Here is a 19629-nt window from a genome sequence, read left to right as displayed (position 1 = left end):
AGGGCGACGGGGTGGTCGTGGTCGCGGCCCATCGTGCCGTCGCCGACCGCGTAGATGCCATCCGCGCTGGTGCGCCCGTGCTCGTCGACGAGGATGTAGCCGCGCTTGGTCTCGATGCCCGCGGCCTCGGCGAAGGCGGTGTCGGGGCGGACTCCAGTTGACAGGACGATGACGTTTGCACTCAGCTCGGTTCCGTCGGAGAGTGTCACGCAGTCTTGATCGCCGCCGTGGGTGATGGACTGGGCGGCGACGCCGGCGTGGACGCAGATCCCGAGGTCACGCAGCTCCTGCGTGACCAGCGTGGCCATCTCGACTTCGAGGGGCGGCAGGACGTGCTCGGCGTACTCGACGAGGTAAGTCTCGAAGCCTCGCTGTGCGAGGGCCTCGGCGGCCTCGATGCCGATGAACCCGGCACCCAGGACAACGGCGTGCGTGCCCGAGGCCTCGCGCAGGGCGAGGGCATCGTCGACCGTGCGCAGGGTGTGCACACGCGGGGAGTCGAGGCCGCCGATCGGGGGCCGGCTGGCGAGGCCGCCCGGGGAAAGGATCAGGTGATCATAGGTGAGCGTGTAGGCCTCGCCGGTCTCAGTGTCAGTGACCTGGACGCTGTGCGCCGCCGGGTCGATCGCGGTGACCTCGGAGTTGATGCGCACGTCGAGGTTGAGCGCAGCCTTGAGGGTTTGCGGGGTGTGAAGGAGGAGCTTGGTGGGGTCTTCGATCTCGCCGCCGACGTAGTACGGGAGCCCGCAGTTCGCGAAGGACACGTATTTGCTGCGCTCCAGCACGATGATCTCGGCGCTCTCATCGCGCCTGCGCAGGCGTGCCGCCGCGCTCATGCCACCGGCGACTCCTCCGACGACTACTACTCGCATGTGCGGCTCACTTTCTGGCTCGGTGGAATGTCTTCTTCGCCTCCTCCAATAATACCCCTGGGGGTATTGGGAAACAAGATTCCAACGCATACAGCAGACTCCATAGCCTTCGAGAGGCTGCCGCGCGCACATAGGCTCGCTAGAGCACGCTCCACAGCAACGCCCCGCTTCTGACTCGAAATTATTGGAGGCACAACGATGACCGAATTCATTTTTCCTTAATTCCTTCGGAGACCTCACTGGCTCTACTCTGGTTTTTTGCGATCGATCGCCAAGGTCATTCCTGAACATAAACGGGGGCACCCACGCGTTTCGCGTGGGTGCCCCCGTTTATCTAGAGCTCGAGCGATTACTGCTTGATAAAGCGGAATGCCTGTGCTTTCGAACCGTTATATCCGTAAATCTGCAGAGGCGTTCCATCAGCATTTCGCCCGCCCTCTATGTCAAGCACGGGCGCTAGCGCAAGCGCGGTCTGGATGAAGAATTGGTCATGATAATCACGATGTCCACCAATCAGCCATTTTTGCGCGCGCGTACCGTTTGCAGGCTGCTGAGTGATCTTGGTTCCGAAGAGCTTGCTGCCACCGTAGACATCCATAACCTTCCCTGAGCCAACATTCGTCAAAATGATATAGCCCTGAGCATCGCGACTGACACGCCACTTTTGAGCAGCACTACCATTCGCCGAATAGAGCCACACTCGAGCGCCAGCATCTTTAGATCCCCACTGGACGTCCACGCGCTTTCCGGGAGCGGCAATCGGTTCAATCTCGTAAATCCCATCTTCGACACGGCCATTCCCATAACGCGCGTCAAAATCATTTAAACCCACTGGGTCAATCGCCTTCACCATGTGCCACTGCTGAGCAGTCGTCCCATTGGGAAGGTAGCCATCAATGGCTCTTCCATCTTGAGCAACACCGCCCCTGAGGTCGACGACCAATCCCGTTCCCACATTACGAAACACATAGGCACCACCCGTAACCGAAGTAATCACCCATTTTTGATTCGGGTTGTTCAGATCCGTTGTCCAAACCTGAAGCTGACGACCAGGAATGGGTGACCCGCCTGTACTATCCAGGGATTTATTCGACCAGACATTTTCGAGGTGGTAGTAACCATCGCCATCACGGGAGATCTTCCACATTGCGTTGTCCTCGTCGTATGGACCTGCCAGCCGGACCTTTACGCCATTGTCTAGCGAATAATCTGCCGAAAGATAGCCAGAATCGCTCACTCGACTCGTAATATAGTAGTAATCGGGGGCAATATCTGCTTGTCCCTCAGCACTTACCGATGGCTTTGTCGGGATGAATGCAAAGGTTTGAGCGTCTGAGCCATTTGCTGTCCACAGCTGAACGTTCGCTCCTGCGGAGCGACGAGCACCTGAGATATCCAAGACGATCGAGGAATCCAGTGCCGAAACGATGGTAATACGCCCCTTATCCCCAGTGACGATCTTCCATTTTTGAGCGCGGCTTCCATTGCCGCCCCACTGCGCAACATTCGTTCCGGGGCGAGATGACCCCCACTGCGCGTCAAGGACCTTACCCGAGGCAACGTTGGTGATGGTCGCAAGACCTTCAGAATCGTAAGAAACCCGCCATTTCTGAGCAGCACTCAGGTTGGAATTCCACAACTGCACATTCGCGCCGTCATTCCGGCTCGCCGCCCAAACATCGAGCATCAAGTCATCAGCAAGCGCAGACTTGATGTAGTACTCACCCGCCACTACTGCGCTGGGCGCCGTTAGCGTCGTGCCAATGGAGGGCGTTGCAGGAGCAGCATCTGCAGGTGCAGTTACACTCCCAACACCTAGGACAGTTGACAGCAGTGTTGCAATGAAAATGCGCCGGAGGGGGCGCTGCGGCATCGAAGGATATACACGGTGCATGAGAATCAAACCCATCTATTGGAGGGAAGCTATGGCACAAAACTGGGGGTGCGCCTTTGCATAATCTGGATGGACAATTGCAAGCTTAGCAATTCATTACTTTAACTGTCACCGATTACCTGAATCGATTAGATTCAAAATGTTGCGAAAGCGTGAAAATCTAGGAAAAACCGGAAGTCGGTCTCCCGGATAAAAAATGGAGCCACCTGTCGGACTCGAACCGACGACCGTCCGCTTACAAGGCGGGTGCTCTACCAACTGAGCTAAGGTGGCAACCCACATAGTGTGCCATGAGTGGGGCCACAAAGACGAATTAAAAACCGCAATGTGGCTCACACGCCACTTCACGATCCTCACCATCTCCCGGACACAGTCCACAAAGCTCAGGGCGCGTCTCCAAAGAAACAACAGGGGCGCATGCGCGACCATGTCACGCACGCGCCCCTGAAAAGCCCGATCACATAAGAGCGATCAGCAGCATCACTTCGATGCAGATGCCGGACCGGCAGCTTGAAGCTGAGCAGTAATCACGGGATAGAAATCCTTGACACTGCTTGCCTTGACGCCCTTGAAATCAACGACGGCTTTATCGTTCACAACGAACTCAGGAGTTCCCAAAGATCCATTTTCGCGACCGTCAATCTTCGCCTCAGCCCACGCGTTGGTCGACTTTGTCAGATAGTCATTCACACCGTTTTCGGGGAAGGTGTCAATAACATCTTGCGGAATTCCCACCTGCGCAGCGATTTCTTTAACCTTTGTAGCAGAAGCAGACAGGTCCTGAACAACGGTTCCCTTGCCAGAGTTGTACTGATCATTGAAGTAAGACAGCAAGGCGTTGTGGAACTTCATCCACGTTTGCGCATCGACCTTTTGTGCGGCGACCAGAGCCGCACTGGTTGACGCATACTGATACGCAGCCTTCACCGTATTCACGGGCTGGTACTTGATGTTGTACTTACCAGCAAGGACATCCTGGCTAACCTGCTCCCCAAAACCCACATCGTATGCCGCGCACACATGGCAGGAGTAGTCGAAATACTCAGTCAGCGTCGGAATGGATTCGTCGACCTTTCCAATACCGAGGTGGGAAATAACGACGGGTTCACCATTTGAATACGCACCGAGCGCAGCCGATCCGGCCTCGGCGATTTCTGCCTTCTTGCGGTTGGACTGGACGATAACCGCAGCAATTGCCACGATGATGACAACCACAATCAGCGCAACCAAAGAAATGATAATGTTGCGAGTCCGGCGATCTGCACGCGCCTGTTCTTCACGGAGCTGCTGCGCCTTTGCGCGTACATCCTGCGAGCGGGAAGCCTTTGCCATTATTGCGGGCCTTTCTGTTGAACTGCATTCAAGACTAGCGAGCAATGCCCATTTACGCACCGACACCAACGCGGCCGCGCCACATTTCACTCCATGCGCACCAGCTGAACCTTAGAAATTCAGAGCTAGAACAGCTGCGACGCCACCGGAAATGAGCAGACCAAGAAGTACTCGCATCCATGTCTTGGGAACACAGGTCGACACGCACACACTCACTCCATCGCGCAAAGCAGATCCCGTTGGCATCACCCACATTCCCCACAGGGCAAGAGTGGTCAGAACCCAGGTCAAGACGATCCACGAGGGACTCCCCGCAAGCCACGCATCAGACGTGATCGGCGCATGGCCGGTCAGTACGAGCGGGAACCACCATGTTCCGGGATCACCGAAGGGGGTGGAGAAGAATCCAAAATTGGGGGATAAACCGAGAGGCTCGTAGAGGCCTCGGGAAAAGAGAATCCACTGCCCCCACGCCAGAGCAGCCCCGGGGGCTAGACCAACTGCGGTGGAGAGAATCCCTCCAAGCCCGGTAAAAGGAGCAACACCCAGCGCAGCCCAAGTGTCGCTCGATCGCGCTTCTTGATTGATGATCCTCCGATTTTCACGCCATTTATAGGCGCTCCCGAGCACTGCGAAGAGCGCGATAATCACGCCCACGCTGATCAACCCGATCAACCCCCTATATAAAGGAATCAGCGCCAGAGCAGAAAGAATGATCAGCCCTAAAATATTGGCCGTCTTCACCTGCTGAGGAATATACGCGGGTGCTTGAGTCGCAAATTCGATACTGGGCGGGATCGACGCCTGTCGATAGCCATCTTGAGCAGGTAGGTAGCTTGTCCCCGTTGACGAGGCCATGGGATGCGGGTAGTTAAAAATCGAGGTTTCGTCGATACTTGGCTGCGCGCCACCCATGAACTGCGGATACACCTGAGTTCCATCCGGAGATGAAAAGTCATTCGCTAATGCCGCAGTGCGATCCGAATCAAACTCTTCAATGACCGCGGTCTGTAAAGCATCATCGCCAAAGACCTGAGTTTCCTCGTTAGCGGAGTCATCTGCGACCACTGAGACACCGGAGGTGCCCCCTTGACGAACAGGAGCCAAGAGCCGTGCCCAATTAAGGTTTTCCCACGCTTGACTTCCCCCATAGATCGCAATCTTTTCAAGGGGGAACCCGCCCCAATGTGCAAGATGACGGATGATGTAGTCAGGCTTTGGGCGAAGCTGAGGATCCGGGTGAAGTCCTTGGCGCATGAGCTGAGCGACAGACGAATCGAGGCCGGCGGTGTCGGGATCCCCCTTGAGCACCCGATCCAAGATCGCAGCGGTCACGCCACTTCCATAGGGTGGGCGCCCAGTAAGTGCCGCAAGCAGGGTAGCCGTCCACGCCCACCAATCTGTCGTTGCCGAGGCCGAGGCGCCCTTGAGCAATTCGGGTGCGGTATATCCCGCGGTTCCCGATACCAGACCGGTTTGAGTCAGGCGCGCCTCGTCCTGTCCCATGGCGATACCAAAATCGATGAGAACCGGCCCCTGCGGGGAACAAATGACATTCGAGGCCTTCACATCGCGGTGGACAATCCGACGAGCATGAACATCTTGAAGGGTTTGGGCAAGCGCCCCGCCGATCGCCGCAACCCCTCCAACATTGATCGCACCGCGAGAGAGTAATTCAGAAAGCGTCGGGCCTGGAATGTACTCGCTGACGACAAAAGGTTGAGTCGCATCGATCTCAATATCCAAGATGTGGGACACTCCCCCACCGCGAATGGAATTCACCGTTCGAGCTTCTCGAAGGAGACGCTCACGGTAGTCATCATCGGCGGCGAGCGCGGGGTGAAGGATCTTAAGGGCTACACGCTCCCCGGCCTCGTCACAAGCAAGCCACACGGTAGCAGCGCCCCCCGCCCCCAGGCGTTTGAGGAGGCGGTACCCACCAATGATCTCTTGCTCACGCACCCCCCAAGGGTATCGAATGCCCAGCTCATTTCGAATCTCTTCTATGCACTTCGTTTTAAATTGAGCTGGATTTTTCGCAAATTTTGGTGCTATCGTGAGCAAGTACGCACTTCACACAGGTGGTGAAGGACGTGCGACGGCAGTGAAGACGCTGTCGTCTGGTCTCTACTAAGGATCGTCCGGCACGTACCGCCGGTGGAGGTTCAATATGGCAACTGTAACTTTCGATAAGGCAACCCGAATCTACCCCGGGTCAGATAAGCCCGCTGTCGACCAGCTCGATCTTGAGATTCAGGATGGTGAATTCCTGGTTCTCGTCGGTCCCTCCGGTTGTGGCAAGTCCACCTCGCTGCGCATGCTCGCAGGTCTTGAGGATGTGAACTCTGGCCGCATCTTCATTGGCGATAAGGACGTCACCGACGTACAGCCGAAGAACCGCGACATCGCAATGGTCTTCCAGAACTACGCCCTCTACCCGCATATGACCGTGCGCGAGAACATGGGCTTCGCACTCAAGATCGCAGGCACCCCCAAGGATGAAATTAACAAGCGCGTTGAAGAGGCCGCACGCATCCTTGACCTGGAGCCCTACCTGGACCGCAAGCCCAAGGCCCTCTCCGGCGGTCAGCGTCAGCGTGTTGCTATGGGCCGTGCAATCGTCCGCAAGCCTCAGGTCTTCCTCATGGACGAGCCTCTGTCCAACTTGGATGCCAAGCTCCGTGTCCAGACCCGTACCCAGATCGCTTCGCTGCAGCGCGAACTCGGTGTCACCACGGTCTACGTGACCCACGACCAGACCGAGGCTCTGACGATGGGTGACCGCATCGCGGTTCTCGCAGGCGGTCTCCTCCAGCAGGTCGGCACCCCGCAGGAAATGTACGAGCGCCCCGCCAACGAATTCGTCGCAGGCTTCATCGGCTCCCCCGCTATGAACCTCGGCAAGTTCAAGGTTGAAGGCAATGTCGCAAAGCTCGGCACCGCAGAGGTTCCGCTCTCGCAGGCAACGCTGGACGCCATGGTTCCCGAAGACGAAGGCAAGATCACGATCGGCTTCCGTCCCGAGGGCCTCGAGGTTGTTTCTGCAGAGACCGAAAACACCATTCCGATCGAAGTTGAATTCGTTGAGGAACTGGGTTCGGATGCCTACATCTACGGCCACCTGGCAGGTGCAGATTCCGGCCACGGTCTGGGTTCCGGCAGCGAAGGTAAGGGCGAGCAGCTTATCGTCCGCGTTCCTCCGCGCACCGCTCCCAAGCCTGGCGGCGTGATCCACACCCGCATCAAGGAAGGACAGCAGCACAACTTCTCTGCGTCCACCGGTGAGCGCCTGCCCGAGTGACCTACTCGGCGTCTAGACGCCACTCAGGGCTAAGCCACGGGGCCCGCAACCATACTCGGTTGCGGGCCCCGTGCCACTTTGCTCAATGAATGCGAGAATAGAGCTATGCCCATTCCCTCAACGCTTGAGATCACAGCAGCGACGGTTGACCCCGCGCTGTTAGATTTACCTTGGGATATCCCCCTTGAAGAGTGGCCAACAGAGATCCTCGCCGCTCTTCCTCGCGGTATTTCTCGCCACGTCGTCCGTTTCGTCAACCTCTCCGACAGAGTCATCGCGGTCAAGGAAATCGGCGAAAGCGTCGCATACCGCGAATATGAGCTCCTTCGTAACCTCTCGCGCCTTGGGGCTCCTTCTGTCCTTCCCACTGCGGTCATCACCGGGCGACGCGATGCCTTTGGTGAAGAACTCGCAGCCGTACTGGTCACCGAACACCTTCAGTTCTCTTTGCCCTACCGCGCGGTTTTCAGCCAGCACATGACCCCCGAGACAGCAGGGCGCTTGATCGATGCCCTCGCAGTTCTCCTGGTTCGTCTTCATCTCCTCGGCTTCTATTGGGGCGATGTTTCTCTTTCAAACACGCTTTTCCGTCGCGACGCCGGTGCCTTCTCCGCGTACCTCGTTGACGCAGAAACCGGTGAAATCCACCCTTCTCTCACCGAAGGCCAGCGCCTCTACGACGTTGATCTGGCACGCACAAATATCATCGGCGAATTAATGGACCTTCAAGCGGGATCGTTCTTCCCCAGCGATGAAGATCCCATCGAAGTCGGTGACCGGATTCGCTCGCGCTACTTGGAGCTGTGGAATGAACTCACCGGACCTGAAGTTATTGAATCCAACCAGAAGTGGAGAGTCGCTCAGCGCATCCGCCGCCTGAATGATCTCGGCTTCGAAGTAGGTGAACTCCAGATGTCCTCCGACCTTGATGGAACACACCTGATCATCACTCCAAAGGTCGTTGATGCCGGCCACCACCACCGCAAACTCATGCGATTGACGGGCATGGACGTCGGCGAGAATCAGGCCCAACGTATGCTCAACGATATTGAGACCTACCGTGCCATGACGGGTAAAACCCGAATGCCTCTCGAGATCGTTGCACATGAATGGATGAACGAAGTTTTCGAACCTGTCATCACTGCCGTTCCCGCCGAGCTCGCAGCCAAGCTGGAACCGGCCCAGATCTTCCACGAATTCCTGGAACACCGCTGGTACCTTGCCCAAGATGTTGGGCACGACGTTCCCCAGGATGAAGCCATCCAGTCCTATGTGGAGAGCGTCCTTCCCACCAAGCGCGACGAAGCGATGCTGCTCGACCCGGCACTCATGACAACCCCGGATGCCGGCGTAGCCTCGGACATGGAAACGCTCACCACGGCGGAAGATTTTTCTCGCCAAGAAGAGCGCGCTGGAATCGACGGAATGCACGGGAAAGCCGACGAAACGGAAACCCCCACGGACCGCCCGAAGATGCAATTCGTGCCCGGAGTCGGACTGATCCCCGTCGATGACTATTTCTAGAATTGCGCAGCGAAGGAGAAATAATGACTGAATTCCCAAGGATTTTCGCCCACCGCGGGGCGCCCACGCTCGCGCCCGAGAACACGATCGCTTCCTTCGCGAAGGCCTCGGAAATTGGGGCCCGCTGGTGTGAGTGCGATGTGGGTGTTATGGCGGATGGGACGCTGCTCATCATCCATGACGACACTGTTGACCGCACGACAAATTCCTCGGGTTCCTGGGATTCGTGGGGATACGGTGAGCTGCGCAGGCTCGACGCGGGCGCATGGTTCTCGCCAACCTACCGTTTTGAGCGCATCCCCGAGCTGGCCGACGTTATCTCCTTTGCCAACTCAACCCAGACCGGCTTCAATTTCGAGCTCAAGCCTCGAGCGGCAGGCCGGCGCCGCGATACTCTCATCGAGAATGTCGAAGTAGCCCTGCGCTCTTTTGCGAACAAGGACAAGATCCTTATTTCTTCATTCGACCACGACCTGCTTCGTGCGGTCCGCGAGGCTATGCCCGAAGTTTCTCTCGCTTGGCTGTGCACCCCGGCGGAAGTGCGCGCGGGAAGCTGGCGCGAGGCCTCGCAGATTGAGTGCACTGCGATCCATCCCTGCGGGCAAGACCTGACCGAGGCCCACGTCCGCGAAATGCTCGATGCTGGCTTCGAGGTCAACGTCTGGACCGTGAATACCCTCGAGGATGCGCGGAAAGCTGCGCAATGGGGCGTTACGGGGATCTTTACCGACCGCGTGCAAGACTTCCCCGCCGAGGCCTTGGCGCGGGCCTAGGAGTGTTGAATCACCCACGCCCACATTGCGATTGCTGCGGCGTGGCCGACATTCATTGAACGCGTTGATCCGCGCTGCGTAATGTGGAAGATTTCGTTGCATTCCCGGCGCATCTCTTCGCTGAGTCCGCTGGATTCTTCACCGAAGACTAGGCACGCCCGTTTGGGAAGAGTATGCCCTTCAAGGGGGATAGAGCCGGGAACATTGTCGATTCCAACCGGGGTGATTCCTCGTTCGTGCAGCGAGGAAATAAATTCACCGACCTCGGGATGGTGAATAACCTCCAAGTAGCGGTCGGTCACCATGGCACCGCGCCGGTTCCACCGACGCCGACCGACGATGTGGACGCGGCTTACTCCCAGAGCGTTCGCGCTACGAACGATTGAGCCGATATTGAAGTCGTGACCGAGGTTTTCGATGGCGATTTCAAAAGGAAGAGCATGGTCGGCAATGTCGGCGATGATCGCTTCCATTCTCCAATAGCGGTAGCGGTCCTCGACATTGCGTCGATCGCCCTCGGCCAAGAGCTGCGGATCGTAGACCTCTTCCGATGGCCAGTTTTCTGGTCCTCCCGGCCAGGGCCCAACGCCAACTTCTGGCTGAGAGTTTTCTTCCATGGTCGCCTTCTTCCTACCGAACGAGCTCGCAAACAGATAGATTAGAGGCATGACGAATTCTCTTTCCACTGCACTGTCGGATATGCCCCCAATTAGCGCTTGGCTTTCGGATATGGATGGCGTTCTGGTTAAGGAAAACCGCGCCCTTCCCGGAGCCCAGGATTTCATCTCCGCTTTGGAAGAGAATGGCATTCCATTCCTGGTCCTGACGAATAACTCGATCTTCACGAACCGCGACTTGTCTGCACGTCTGGCAAATTCGGGCCTGAACGTTCCCGAGGAGCACATCTGGACGTCGGCGAATGCGACCGCAGCGTTCCTATCCCAGCAGTCCCCCAATTCTTCCGCCTACGTGATTGGCGAAGCTGGCCTGACGACGGCGATCCACTCAGCCGGATACATCATGACCGATCAGGATCCTGAATTCGTGGTCCTCGGTGAAACCCGCGTCTATGACTTCTACGCTCTGACGACTGCAATCCGATTGATCGAGCGCGGTGCGAAGTTCATCGCAACGAACCCGGATGTTTCTGGTCCTTCAGATGAGGGCACTCTTCCGGCAGCGGGATCGGTCGCCGCGATGATTCAAGCCGCGACCGGCAAGGCCCCCTACTTCGTCGGAAAGCCGAATCCTGTGATGATTCGTGCGGGCCTGAACAAGATCGGTGTTCACTCTGAGAATGCCGCAATGGTCGGCGATCGTATGGATACGGATGTGCGCGCAGGCGTTGAGGCAGGCATGAGGACCTTCCTCGTCCTTTCTGGTTCGACCAGTGCCGAGCAGGTTTCTAATTTCCCCTTCCGCCCCTATCGGATTTACAACGGCATCGGCGATCTGATCCGCTACGTCAATCCTTCGTCCAACTGATAGTGCTGATATGACGACACACGACCCGCATCTTCTGACCCTCCGCGGCCTTGCCGCTCCTCTTCTTGAGTCGCCCAATCCTTTGGGTCGTCTCAACGAGCTCACTTTGAGTGCTCAGGGGGCGGCCGTTTGCGGGCACATCCTCATCGATCTTTTGGAAGAACATGACCTTGCCATTGGGGATTATGACCTGGTGATTGCCCCCGCGGGTGACGCTGCCCTCGCAGCAGCGATGATTCACGCTGCAGGAGGGAGAGGGCTAGACCTTGACGCCGCGCTCTTCCTACCCGCCCAAGGCCCGGCCTCGGCAATCAACAACGCAGAGGGGGAACGCCGCTTCTCGGGTTCCCCACTCGCGGGGCGCAAGGCGGTTCTTTTAGCGAACTCTGCCCTGGCTAATGGGGAAGAAATCCTCGCCGCCGCATCGGAGTGCGGGGCACAAATCGTGGGTTGTGCTTCGCTTCTCCCGGACGAGGCCGCGCGCGCTTTTGCCGCTGCTGCGGGCATTGCGTATTGCTCGCCAGCGCTTGGTGACTAATCATCAAATGGTCATCATCGCGTGATGTATGACATATAATTATGCGTACTATTTCCGCAAAGACAACGAGGTCTGCCCAATGGTACGTCGTACGCGTTCTACTGCCGCCGTTTCGATTAACCCGCGCTCCGCGCAAAATATGTCGACTCGACCGGCCGATTTTACGAAGAACAAGACGCAGGTTAGCCCCTTTAAGGTGTTCGGCGCTGTCGGCGCTTTGGCCTCGATTGTCACCTGTTTATTCATTCAGCTTCCCGGATTGGATGTCTCGGGAACGCGAATGTTCGGAATCTTCTTGGCGGCAATCCTCCTGTGGGTGACCGAAGCTGTTCCCCTCGCCGGTACCGCCGTCCTGGTGATTTTCCTTGAGGTTCTCTTCATTTCGGACCACGCGCTTCTCTCAATCCCCGAGAAAGCTCCCGCCTACACGAAGTTCTTTGGTGCACTGGCAAACCCCGTGATCATCCTCTTCTTGGGCGGTTTTATGGTGGCCGACGGGGCTGCAAAGTACAAGGTCGATCGCGCCCTCTCCGCGGTGCTGTTGAAACCATTCATTGGGAAGCCTCGCCTGACCGTCATGGGCGTCATGCTCATCACCGCAATCATGAGCATGTTCATGTCGAACACGGCGACGACCGCGACGATGTTCGCCGTCATGATGCCCGTCATCATGGCCCTCCCCGAGGGCAAAGCACGCACGGGTATCGCGCTTTCGATCCCGGTCGCCGCAAATGTCGGCGGCATGGGCACCCCCGTCGGTACTCCCCCCAATGCCATCGCTTTGGGCGCACTTGAAAACGCGGGCGTCAAGGTCACCTTCTTCCAATGGATGTTGGCGGCAGTCCCGCTTATGCTCGTTCTTCTTGCGCTTTCGTGGGTGTTCATCGCCTGGCGTTACATCCCCTCTGACGCTCAGTTCAACATCGACACCTCGGCGCGTTTTGAGAAGTCAAAGAATGCCATTATTTTCTACGTGGTTGCGGGAGTAACGATTCTCCTGTGGATGACAGAATCCCTCCACCACATCTCCTCCAACGTCGTCGGCTTCCTACCGGTCGTGGTCCTCTTAATGACGAAGGTGATGAGCGGGGACGACCTGCGAGCATTGGACTGGCCGGTTCTGTGGCTGGTCGCAGGCGGCATCGCGCTCGGCTCAGGCGTGGCCGCCACTGGCCTCGACAAGTGGATGCTCGGATCGATCCAGTGGGCCTCGATCCCCGGAGCACTGCTCATCTTGGTCCTCGCGCTGGTCGGTTGGGTGACCTCCAATGTCATCTCCCACTCGGCCTCGGCGAACCTCCTGGTCCCAATGGGTATGGGTCTTGCGGCCACGGTTTCCACAAGCGCCGCGGAAATTGCAATTGTCATCGCACTGGGCTGCTCGCTCGGCATGTGTCTGCCGATCTCCACTCCGCCGAACGCGATCGCCTATTCGACGGGGACCACCCCCACGAAGGAAATGGCCATCGTCGGCATCGTCGTCGGAGTGATCGGAATTGTTTTGCTTTCCTTCGTCGCGCCTCTGACCTGGGGTGCGATTGGGGTGATGTAGGTGTCTGTTCCCGAGGCCGACTCCCCTTCCGCGAGTGCGCCGGGTCTTGCGCACGGCTGGACGCACGGCCCTTCTTCGCTCGATGCCTCAATTCTGGAGAAAACGAGTGTTCGCAGTGGACATCGGAGCGGTTATCACGTCCATGTTTTGGTTGTCGGCGATAATTCACGCCAACTCGCCGGCCCCCTGACCCGCGATCTCACGCAGTCTTTCCCCAATCTGTGTTTTGACAGGATCGAGAGCGCCAAGGATCTCGCGCTTTTCTTCGAAGGATTGGATGAAGAGGACCACGTTCTTCTTGGCGTTGCCACCAGCGAAGTCAAGGATGTCGATGCGCTCATTGATGCAGCCCGAGCATCCTCACTGATGGCATCAACTCAGTGGATGCTTGTCACCGATCAAGAACTCCATACGGACCTTGCTGCATGCACCGAATCCGGGCATCTGGCTGCGGTCGTGCGTTTCCCCTGGACGGTTCCCCTTTTGTCCGGGCAAGCCTACTCGACGATGCGTCGTTACCTCGAAGAGTGCGGGTACTGCACATACGAGATTCTCGACCTCATTCAAGAACCCCCCTCTTTTGCTGTTCAAGGTCCCATCCTCGAGGGACTCGACCTCAACGAGGACCAGGTCGTACACGAGCTCCTCGAAGGTGTCGAGCGCGTTTTGGGGCCGAGGCCCCGAATTCGTCTCCCCCGCGGCACGCACCTTCTCACCCAGGGACACCGGGTCGAGGCCGTACACCTAGTTCTTGAGGGGACAGTTTCCCTGCACCGCGATTCTCGCCACGGCGAGGTCCTTGCCCACCTAGCAACCTCGGGCCCACTCATTGGTCTGATTTCGCTCGCTCGAGGAGAAAACGCCTTTTTCACTGCACTGACGACAAGCGAAGCGACCGTCGTGCGTCTGACAACCGAGCAGCTTCAGATCGCGTTAACCGAAGATCCCTCAATTTCGACAGTCTTGACCGCGCTGGCAATTCGTTCACTGACGCGCCGACTCATGCGCGCCGAGGACCTGCACGTGGAAAACGCAATGCTTGCCGAAGACCTCGAACGTCAAAAAGAAGAGTTAGCTGCGACCCTTGAAGATCTTCGCGCAACCCGCGCCGAGCTTGTTGAACGCGCACGCTTCGCTATGCTCGGTGAACTCAGTGCAGGAATCGCTCACGAGCTTAACAATCCCGTGACAGCTCTATTGCGCGCGGCCGGGCACCTGCGCGAGGACGCTGAGGCGGTGATGGCTTCGCGCGCGCCCGAGGCCTGCCGCAATGCACTTGATTGCGCGATGGACTCTCCGCCGCTGTCTACCGCACGCGAGAGGGAACTCCAAAAAGAACTCCTTCCCATCCTTCACGATCGCAGTGTCATCCGTCAGCTCATTCGCGCTGGTTTAACTGACACCGCCCACGCGCACGCTTTAGCAAACAACCCCGATCAACTAGAAGCTTTCCAAGCAGGAGCACGCTTAGGAGGCTCATTGCGGTCAGTGTTGGCTTCGGGAGAACGCATTATTTCCCTTACCCAGTCCCTGAAGGGATATGCGCGCCCCGATGCCGACGATCTCAAGGAAGTTGATGTTCGGCGGGGAATTGATGATGTCTTGCGACTGACCTCCCACCGCGTCCACGGTATTGAGGTCGTGTGTGAATACGAGGATGTCCCTCCCATCCTCGCTCACCCCGCCAAGCTCCAGCAGGTGTGGACAAATCTCATTGTCAACGCCGCCGAAGCAATTGAGGACGAAGAGGCGGACCTCAAGGCGCAGGGGCAAGAAGGCGCGGCCTCGGAAAAGAAACTTCCCGCACGAGGCCACGCGGAAGCACGCATCACCATTACCGTCGCAAATTCCGGCGACGGCGTCGAAGTGTGCGTGTGCGATAACGGACCGGGGATTTCTCCACAGGTCCTCGAACGCATTATGGAACCACACTTCACGACGAAGGCTGGTCGTGTGCGTTTCGGTTTGGGAATGGGCATGTCCATTGTTCATTCGATCATCGCTGATCTGGATGGTCAGCTCACTATTGACTCTCACCCAGGGTCCACAATTATGCGGATCCTGCTTCCACTACATCATGTTCACGAGGAGGAATCATGACCCTGACCATTTTGTCCCTCGAAGACGAGGCCGATGTTCGCCAGGCACTGGAACGTGACCTCGAAGATTTTGAGGGCCGCATCCGTTTGGAGCTCGCGGAAGATGTTGAAGATGCCTGGAGCGTCATCGAAGAAATTACCGATGACGGGGATGAACTTGCCCTGGTTCTTTCTGACCACCGCCTTCCGGGCAAATCCGGTGTTGATTTTTTGGTTGAGCTCACTGCAAATCCGCACTTTGCTTCCACGCGAACAGTGCTGGTAACCGGTCAGGCAGATCAGAGCGATACGATTCGCGCGCTCAATCAAGCGGGATTGGACTACTACATTGCCAAGCCGTGGGATCCGGAGCTTTTGCGCGAGGTGGTTCGCACTCAGCTGACGGATTACGTCCTTGAAGAGGGGATCGATCCCCTGCCCTACATGCCTGTCTTGGACGGCGTGCGGGTCATGGAGTCGATTCGCTAGAACATTCATCGCATCAAAACAAGGAACCGGCCCGCCTCCTCACGAGGTCGGGCCGGTTCTGGTAGCTACAGTCAATATCCCGGGGATTTCCTGAGTCAGGCAAGAAATCCCCGGGAACAGATGAGAGTATTACCCTCTTCTTCTGATGACGACAGCGGTGCCTGCGCCGAGCGCGATCGCTCCGGCAGCCACGGGGATCCACCACCAGCGAGATAACGGCGATCGCGATGGTGCAGCTGGAGAGTCTGCTGCCAAAGCAATGGGATTAGCCTCTGGCGTTTCTTGCGCGTCGTCACTCGGTGAGGTGGATGCTTCCTCCTTATGCTCACCTGCAGGGCTTGTATCCGCACTCGTTGCGCTTTGTGCACTGCTGCTCGATCCGAAGACCTGTCCTCCCGTCAAGCGTTCAACGGCGCTGACTCGTCCCAGCGGGCTGGCCGATCGCGAGGGTGCAGCATTGGAAGACACGAGCGTCGAAGCCCCGGGAGCAGGAGGATTCTGCGCTGCGGGTGAGCTCGCGGGAGAATCCCCCGGAGCTTGAGAGGGCTCGGGTGCAGGCGTCGCAGTCGGCGCTTCAGGCACTGGGTTTGAGGAAGCAGCAGGGGCAGGTACGCTCGGCACTGCGGATGCGCTCACCGAAGGCGTAGGAGCCAGAGTCGGCTGCACGGAAGGAAGCGCGGTCGAGGGGCTAGAGGGTTCCGGCTGAGCTGCGGCCTCGTGAATGGAAGCAATCCAACTCACCGGTGCCGCAATTTCCTTGTCTCCGTCGAGGGCGCGGATCTGCAGGCGATAGCGACCTGGGCGCGAGAAGACCCAATTCGCGTGCATGTGAGTTGGCGAATCCGTGTGAATTCGAGAGAGCACGGGGTTCGCAGAATCGATCATGACCTGTGCTGGTCCACCGAAGGTACCCGTTTGGAAGAATGCGACACGGGAGTCCTTCGGAGATTCGAGCACGCGGACTTCATAGTCGATTCCCTTGGGGAAGAGAGAATAGTCAATCCCTTCCGTGCTCACTCCGGGCCAGACGATGTCAGGGTTCTGGGTTTCAGGCAGCACATAGCTGGATTCACCAATCGCGCCGAGAACGTCATAGCTTGGGTCTGTCAGGCTCTGAGGGCGTGTAAAGCGGGCGTTCACACCGACCTTCCAGGTCACCGAGTCGATTGAGCGCATGACCGAGGTCTTCTCACCCGTGAGTGAATCGTCCTTGAGCACCAGCGAGTACTTCGTTGGACTGGAAGAATCTGCGCGAAGACGCAGGTCCATGTGTCCGTGCGTGAGCTCAACAGGATTCGTCTTCAGCTCGTCAGCTGCGTGGTCGTTGCTCGTATCTGGAATAGTCGGGGCAGGCGATGCAGATGCAGACGGCTGCGGCGTAGGAATGAGCGGCTGTGTCGTTGGTGTTGGAGTGGGCTCAACCGTGTTTCCACCCGGCCACATCTTCAACTTCAGATCAAGCCCGAATGATGAAGACAGTTCGACATCTTCTTGCGCCTTCGTTGTCATCGAGGCCAAGGACTTCGGGTGGGGGCGAACAGTGAATTTCATATACATGGGCTGGCCCACGCAGGCCCCAAGGTCTTGCTGCTGAACATCGATTCCGCCCTTTCCGAGCGTGCCTTCGATGGCGCACCACGGCGAGAAGTCGTATTCACTTTCAAAGAACTCAACCTTGTAGGCTGCGCGCAGTTCGGGATCATCGGCTTGGACCTGAACCGTGTATTGGTCTTCGCTTCCTTCCTTGCGGACATATGAGACATGCACCCCCGGACGCGACACTGAAATGTGCGCGGGGTCCCAGACGGGGCTCGGGTCCGGGTTTGAGGGCTCAATGATGACCGAGCTTGATCGGGTGACACGTATTTCCGCTCGATCTCGCTGGGAAAAGGCTTGAGGTGTCGAGGCCCAGCGCGCGGCCCCACTTCCAGCCTCGGGAATGAAGATCGCCTGAATCAGCGCGTCATCATCGCCGAGGAGCTCGCGTACCTGTGCACGCCCATCGACGACGGGCTCTTCGGTCAAGAAATACCCGTTGACGGTGAGCCACAGACGTCCTTGATCCCCCGGATTTCCACTGTTGAAAGTGATCTCACTGAGGTGCTGATCACCGGGATGTTCACGCTGCGTATTGGGAGCAAGCGTGAGGGAAGGACGTGCCTGCGCGCCGTCACTGCGCTCGGTGGGTGCCGCTGCGAAGGCCTCGTGAATATCCTTGATGCTTCCAGAAGCAGGATTCGAGCCACCCACCTGCCACGTCAGTGACTGGATGGGAGAAGTGTAAATAGTCGTGCCATCAGTCGAGCGGGCATTAACCCGGAAGCGGGCCTGGTAGCGGCCAGGCTGCGTAAAAGTCGTGAAGAGGTGCGTGTGGCGCGGGTTGTAAACCGAACGATAAGCAATATCGTGACTGGAAAGGAAACGAGAGACTGAATCTCCGTGGTCGATGAACATTTCCATCCGGCCAGGGCCATCAACATTGATAAGGTCGAGCGTGTAGGTGCTTCCGTCAAATTCATCAGGGGCTGCCCACTCGACCGAGGAGTCGGCTCCGAGGCCCGCCCAGATTGGAGTGTTATTGGGACCGGGGTTTTGCGGGGCTGCGTTGAGCACCGAGTGCTCGGGACCCAAGAAAGCAAGATCGGGGCGCTTCTCTGGGACTTCTAGTTGGTACTTTGCATCCTGTGCACCGCTTCCCGCCCAAGCCTTCGGTAACCATAGGACGGTCTTTTCAACGGGCATATTGATGGTGTTCATGGTGAAACTACGCGTGTCAGCGTGCCAGATGGGAATGGGAGCATCAACATGTTGTCCCGTGACAACCCATTCGGTATCACGGTCGGGTCCTGCCCATGCCGCTTGGGGGGCAAACACGAGGGAGAGTGCGAGGGCTCCCGCAGAAATCAGTCTTTTTGTTCTCATAATGAGAATCATTATCACTCTAGAAGGTGTGCCCCGTCAATTTCACGATGAGTCACGCACCTTCTTCACAGAGCCTCACACACAAAAGCGCGACGCTTTACATATGCGGAATGCTACGCATCACCCTCCGCGTGAGCCAACGCGGAGAAACCCGCATGGCGCCCATCGCAAGTTTGTAAACGGGACGCGGCGTAACCAGCACCTGTCCCCGACGAACCGCATCCAAGGCCTCGGAAACAACTTGCTCAGGGCTCGCCCACAGCCACTGGGGCGCCGAGGACATATCGACTCCAGCGGCCTCGAAGAAGTTCGTATGCACGGGGCCTGGACACACCGCGGTCACCGTCACACCGCTCCCCCGCAATTCCTCGGAAAGCCCCTCACTAAAGGCCCTGATCCACGCCTTGTGCGCACTGTAGGTCCCAGCACCCGTTTCCGAAGCAACTGACGAAAGATTGCAAATTGCCCCGCGCCCACGAGCGCGCATTGCCCGGGCTGCCGCATAGCTCAAAGCCATGGGAGCACGAACCATGACGTCCAGTGCATTCTCTTCAGCCTCAAGCGAGTTATCAACGAAGGCCTTCCCCAATGCAAAGCCCGCATTATTAACCAGCAAACCGATGGGTGCCTCATCCTGGCGAAGACGAGCGGCTACGCGTTCGACATCTTCGGCGACACTGAGATCCGCAACGAGTACTTCTACGCGTACACCCGCGATCTGGCGGAGTTGTTCAGCTAACTCCTCGAGTTTGTCCTTGCGCCGCGCGACCACAACCACATCGTGGTGCGCCGCAGCCAGTTGCCAACAAAATTCCTCACCAATACCAGAGGTTGCCCCGGTCACAAGTGCTGTACCCATGGCGATTATT

At 57.8% G+C, this 19629-nt stretch carries 15 protein-coding genes and 1 tRNA gene; 8 read left to right on the top strand and 8 right to left on the bottom strand.

What is annotated here, in order from left to right:
• The 5 genes from BQ8011_RS03290 to BQ8011_RS03270 all read right to left on the bottom strand — a co-directional run.
• Positions 1 to 872: NAD(P)/FAD-dependent oxidoreductase (locus tag BQ8011_RS03290; protein ID WP_159436441.1), on the bottom strand; the 872-nt coding region annotated here is incomplete at its 3' end.
• A gap of 349 nt (positions 873 to 1221) precedes the next feature.
• A complete protein-coding gene (locus BQ8011_RS03285; protein ID WP_072457360.1) occupies positions 1222 to 2745 on the bottom strand; it encodes an RICIN domain-containing protein in 1524 nt (507 codons plus the stop codon).
• A gap of 218 nt (positions 2746 to 2963) precedes the next feature.
• Positions 2964 to 3039, bottom strand: a tRNA-Thr gene (locus tag BQ8011_RS03280).
• Positions 3040 to 3246: 207 nt separating this feature from the next.
• Positions 3247 to 4098: a DsbA family protein gene (locus BQ8011_RS03275; protein WP_072457358.1), complete on the bottom strand. Its 852-nt coding sequence runs from the start codon at positions 4096 to 4098 to the stop codon at positions 3247 to 3249.
• Between the two features lie 111 nt (positions 4099 to 4209).
• The gene (locus tag BQ8011_RS03270) at positions 4210 to 6060 is read right to left on the bottom strand and encodes a serine/threonine-protein kinase (RefSeq protein ID WP_072457356.1); all 1851 of its coding nucleotides are present in this window, start codon (positions 6058 to 6060) and stop codon (positions 4210 to 4212) included.
• A 208-nt stretch (positions 6061 to 6268) separates the two neighbouring features.
• On the opposite strand from BQ8011_RS03270, the gene BQ8011_RS03265 reads away from it, so the two are divergent.
• The 3 genes from BQ8011_RS03265 to BQ8011_RS03255 all read left to right on the top strand — a co-directional run bounded on the left by BQ8011_RS03265 (position 6269) and on the right by BQ8011_RS03255 (position 9696).
• Positions 6269 to 7399, top strand: a complete 1131-nt coding sequence (locus tag BQ8011_RS03265) for an ABC transporter ATP-binding protein (RefSeq protein WP_034501279.1) — start codon at positions 6269 to 6271, stop codon at positions 7397 to 7399.
• Positions 7400 to 7504: 105 nt separating this feature from the next.
• On the top strand, positions 7505 to 8923 hold the full coding sequence (locus tag BQ8011_RS03260) for a DUF4032 domain-containing protein (protein WP_072457354.1): 1419 nt from the start codon (positions 7505 to 7507) through the stop codon (positions 8921 to 8923).
• Positions 8924 to 8946: 23 nt separating this feature from the next.
• Positions 8947 to 9696 carry a glycerophosphodiester phosphodiesterase family protein gene (locus BQ8011_RS03255; RefSeq protein ID WP_072457352.1) on the top strand — a complete coding sequence of 250 codons (750 nt, stop codon included), beginning with the start codon at positions 8947 to 8949 and terminating at the stop codon, positions 9694 to 9696.
• On the opposite strand, the gene BQ8011_RS03250 is transcribed toward BQ8011_RS03255, so the two are convergent.
• Positions 9693 to 10313, bottom strand: coding sequence for a TrmH family RNA methyltransferase (locus BQ8011_RS03250; protein ID WP_072457350.1), 621 nt, complete (start codon positions 10311 to 10313; stop codon positions 9693 to 9695). The genes BQ8011_RS03255 and BQ8011_RS03250 overlap by 4 nt on opposite strands.
• Positions 10314 to 10362: 49 nt before the next feature.
• On the opposite strand from BQ8011_RS03250, the gene BQ8011_RS03245 reads away from it, so the two are divergent.
• From BQ8011_RS03245 to BQ8011_RS03225, 5 genes are all read left to right on the top strand, one after another.
• Positions 10363 to 11181, top strand: coding sequence for an HAD-IIA family hydrolase (locus BQ8011_RS03245; RefSeq protein ID WP_034501271.1), 819 nt, complete (start codon positions 10363 to 10365; stop codon positions 11179 to 11181).
• Positions 11182 to 11191: 10 nt separating this feature from the next.
• Entirely contained in the window at positions 11192 to 11719 is a 528-nt protein-coding gene (locus BQ8011_RS03240; RefSeq protein ID WP_072457348.1) for a hypothetical protein, read from the top strand.
• A gap of 139 nt (positions 11720 to 11858) precedes the next feature.
• Complete coding sequence (locus BQ8011_RS03235; RefSeq protein WP_072457857.1) at positions 11859 to 13271, top strand: SLC13 family permease; 1413 nt, start codon at positions 11859 to 11861, stop codon at positions 13269 to 13271.
• A complete protein-coding gene (locus BQ8011_RS03230) occupies positions 13272 to 15371 on the top strand; it encodes a sensor histidine kinase (RefSeq protein WP_072457346.1) in 2100 nt (699 codons plus the stop codon).
• Entirely contained in the window at positions 15368 to 15838 is a 471-nt protein-coding gene (locus BQ8011_RS03225; RefSeq protein ID WP_072457344.1) for a response regulator, read from the top strand. Before BQ8011_RS03230 ends, BQ8011_RS03225 begins: the two co-directional genes overlap by 4 nt.
• A gap of 129 nt (positions 15839 to 15967) precedes the next feature.
• Here BQ8011_RS03225 and BQ8011_RS03220 read toward each other — a convergent pair whose 3' ends face one another.
• Entirely contained in the window at positions 15968 to 18760 is a 2793-nt protein-coding gene (locus BQ8011_RS03220) for a choice-of-anchor M domain-containing protein (RefSeq protein WP_231945362.1), read from the bottom strand.
• A 97-nt stretch (positions 18761 to 18857) separates the two neighbouring features.
• Positions 18858 to 19619, bottom strand: a complete 762-nt coding sequence (locus tag BQ8011_RS03215) for an SDR family NAD(P)-dependent oxidoreductase (protein WP_072457340.1) — start codon at positions 19617 to 19619, stop codon at positions 18858 to 18860.
• Positions 19620 to 19629 lie beyond the last annotated feature (10 nt).

The organism is Actinomyces marseillensis (genome assembly GCF_900155605.1).
Taxonomy (GTDB): domain Bacteria; phylum Actinomycetota; class Actinomycetes; order Actinomycetales; family Actinomycetaceae; genus Pauljensenia; species Pauljensenia marseillensis.
This window is presented reverse-complemented; position numbering and strand designations above follow the sequence as displayed.

What these genes read in the sequence shown, in the direction of transcription:
- BQ8011_RS03245 (WP_034501271.1), top strand. Translation starts at nt 10,363, where the DNA reads ATGACGAATTCTCTTTCCACTGCACTGTCGGATATGCCCCCAATTAGC.
- BQ8011_RS03240 (WP_072457348.1), top strand. Translation starts at nt 11,192, where the DNA reads ATGACGACACACGACCCGCATCTTCTGACCCTCCGCGGCCTTGCCGCT.
- BQ8011_RS03260 (WP_072457354.1), top strand. Translation starts at nt 7,505, where the DNA reads ATGCCCATTCCCTCAACGCTTGAGATCACAGCAGCGACGGTTGACCCC.
- BQ8011_RS03215 (WP_072457340.1), bottom strand. Translation starts at nt 19,619, where the DNA reads ATGGGTACAGCACTTGTGACCGGGGCAACCTCTGGTATTGGTGAGGAA.
- BQ8011_RS03235 (WP_072457857.1), top strand. Translation starts at nt 11,859, where the DNA reads ATGTCGACTCGACCGGCCGATTTTACGAAGAACAAGACGCAGGTTAGC.
- BQ8011_RS03255 (WP_072457352.1), top strand. Translation starts at nt 8,947, where the DNA reads ATGACTGAATTCCCAAGGATTTTCGCCCACCGCGGGGCGCCCACGCTC.
- BQ8011_RS03265 (WP_034501279.1), top strand. Translation starts at nt 6,269, where the DNA reads ATGGCAACTGTAACTTTCGATAAGGCAACCCGAATCTACCCCGGGTCA.
- BQ8011_RS03285 (WP_072457360.1), bottom strand. Translation starts at nt 2,745, where the DNA reads ATGCCGCAGCGCCCCCTCCGGCGCATTTTCATTGCAACACTGCTGTCA.
- BQ8011_RS03225 (WP_072457344.1), top strand. Translation starts at nt 15,368, where the DNA reads ATGACCCTGACCATTTTGTCCCTCGAAGACGAGGCCGATGTTCGCCAG.
- BQ8011_RS03275 (WP_072457358.1), bottom strand. Translation starts at nt 4,098, where the DNA reads ATGGCAAAGGCTTCCCGCTCGCAGGATGTACGCGCAAAGGCGCAGCAG.
- BQ8011_RS03220 (WP_231945362.1), bottom strand. Translation starts at nt 18,760, where the DNA reads ATGAGAACAAAAAGACTGATTTCTGCGGGAGCCCTCGCACTCTCCCTC.
- BQ8011_RS03250 (WP_072457350.1), bottom strand. Translation starts at nt 10,313, where the DNA reads ATGGAAGAAAACTCTCAGCCAGAAGTTGGCGTTGGGCCCTGGCCGGGA.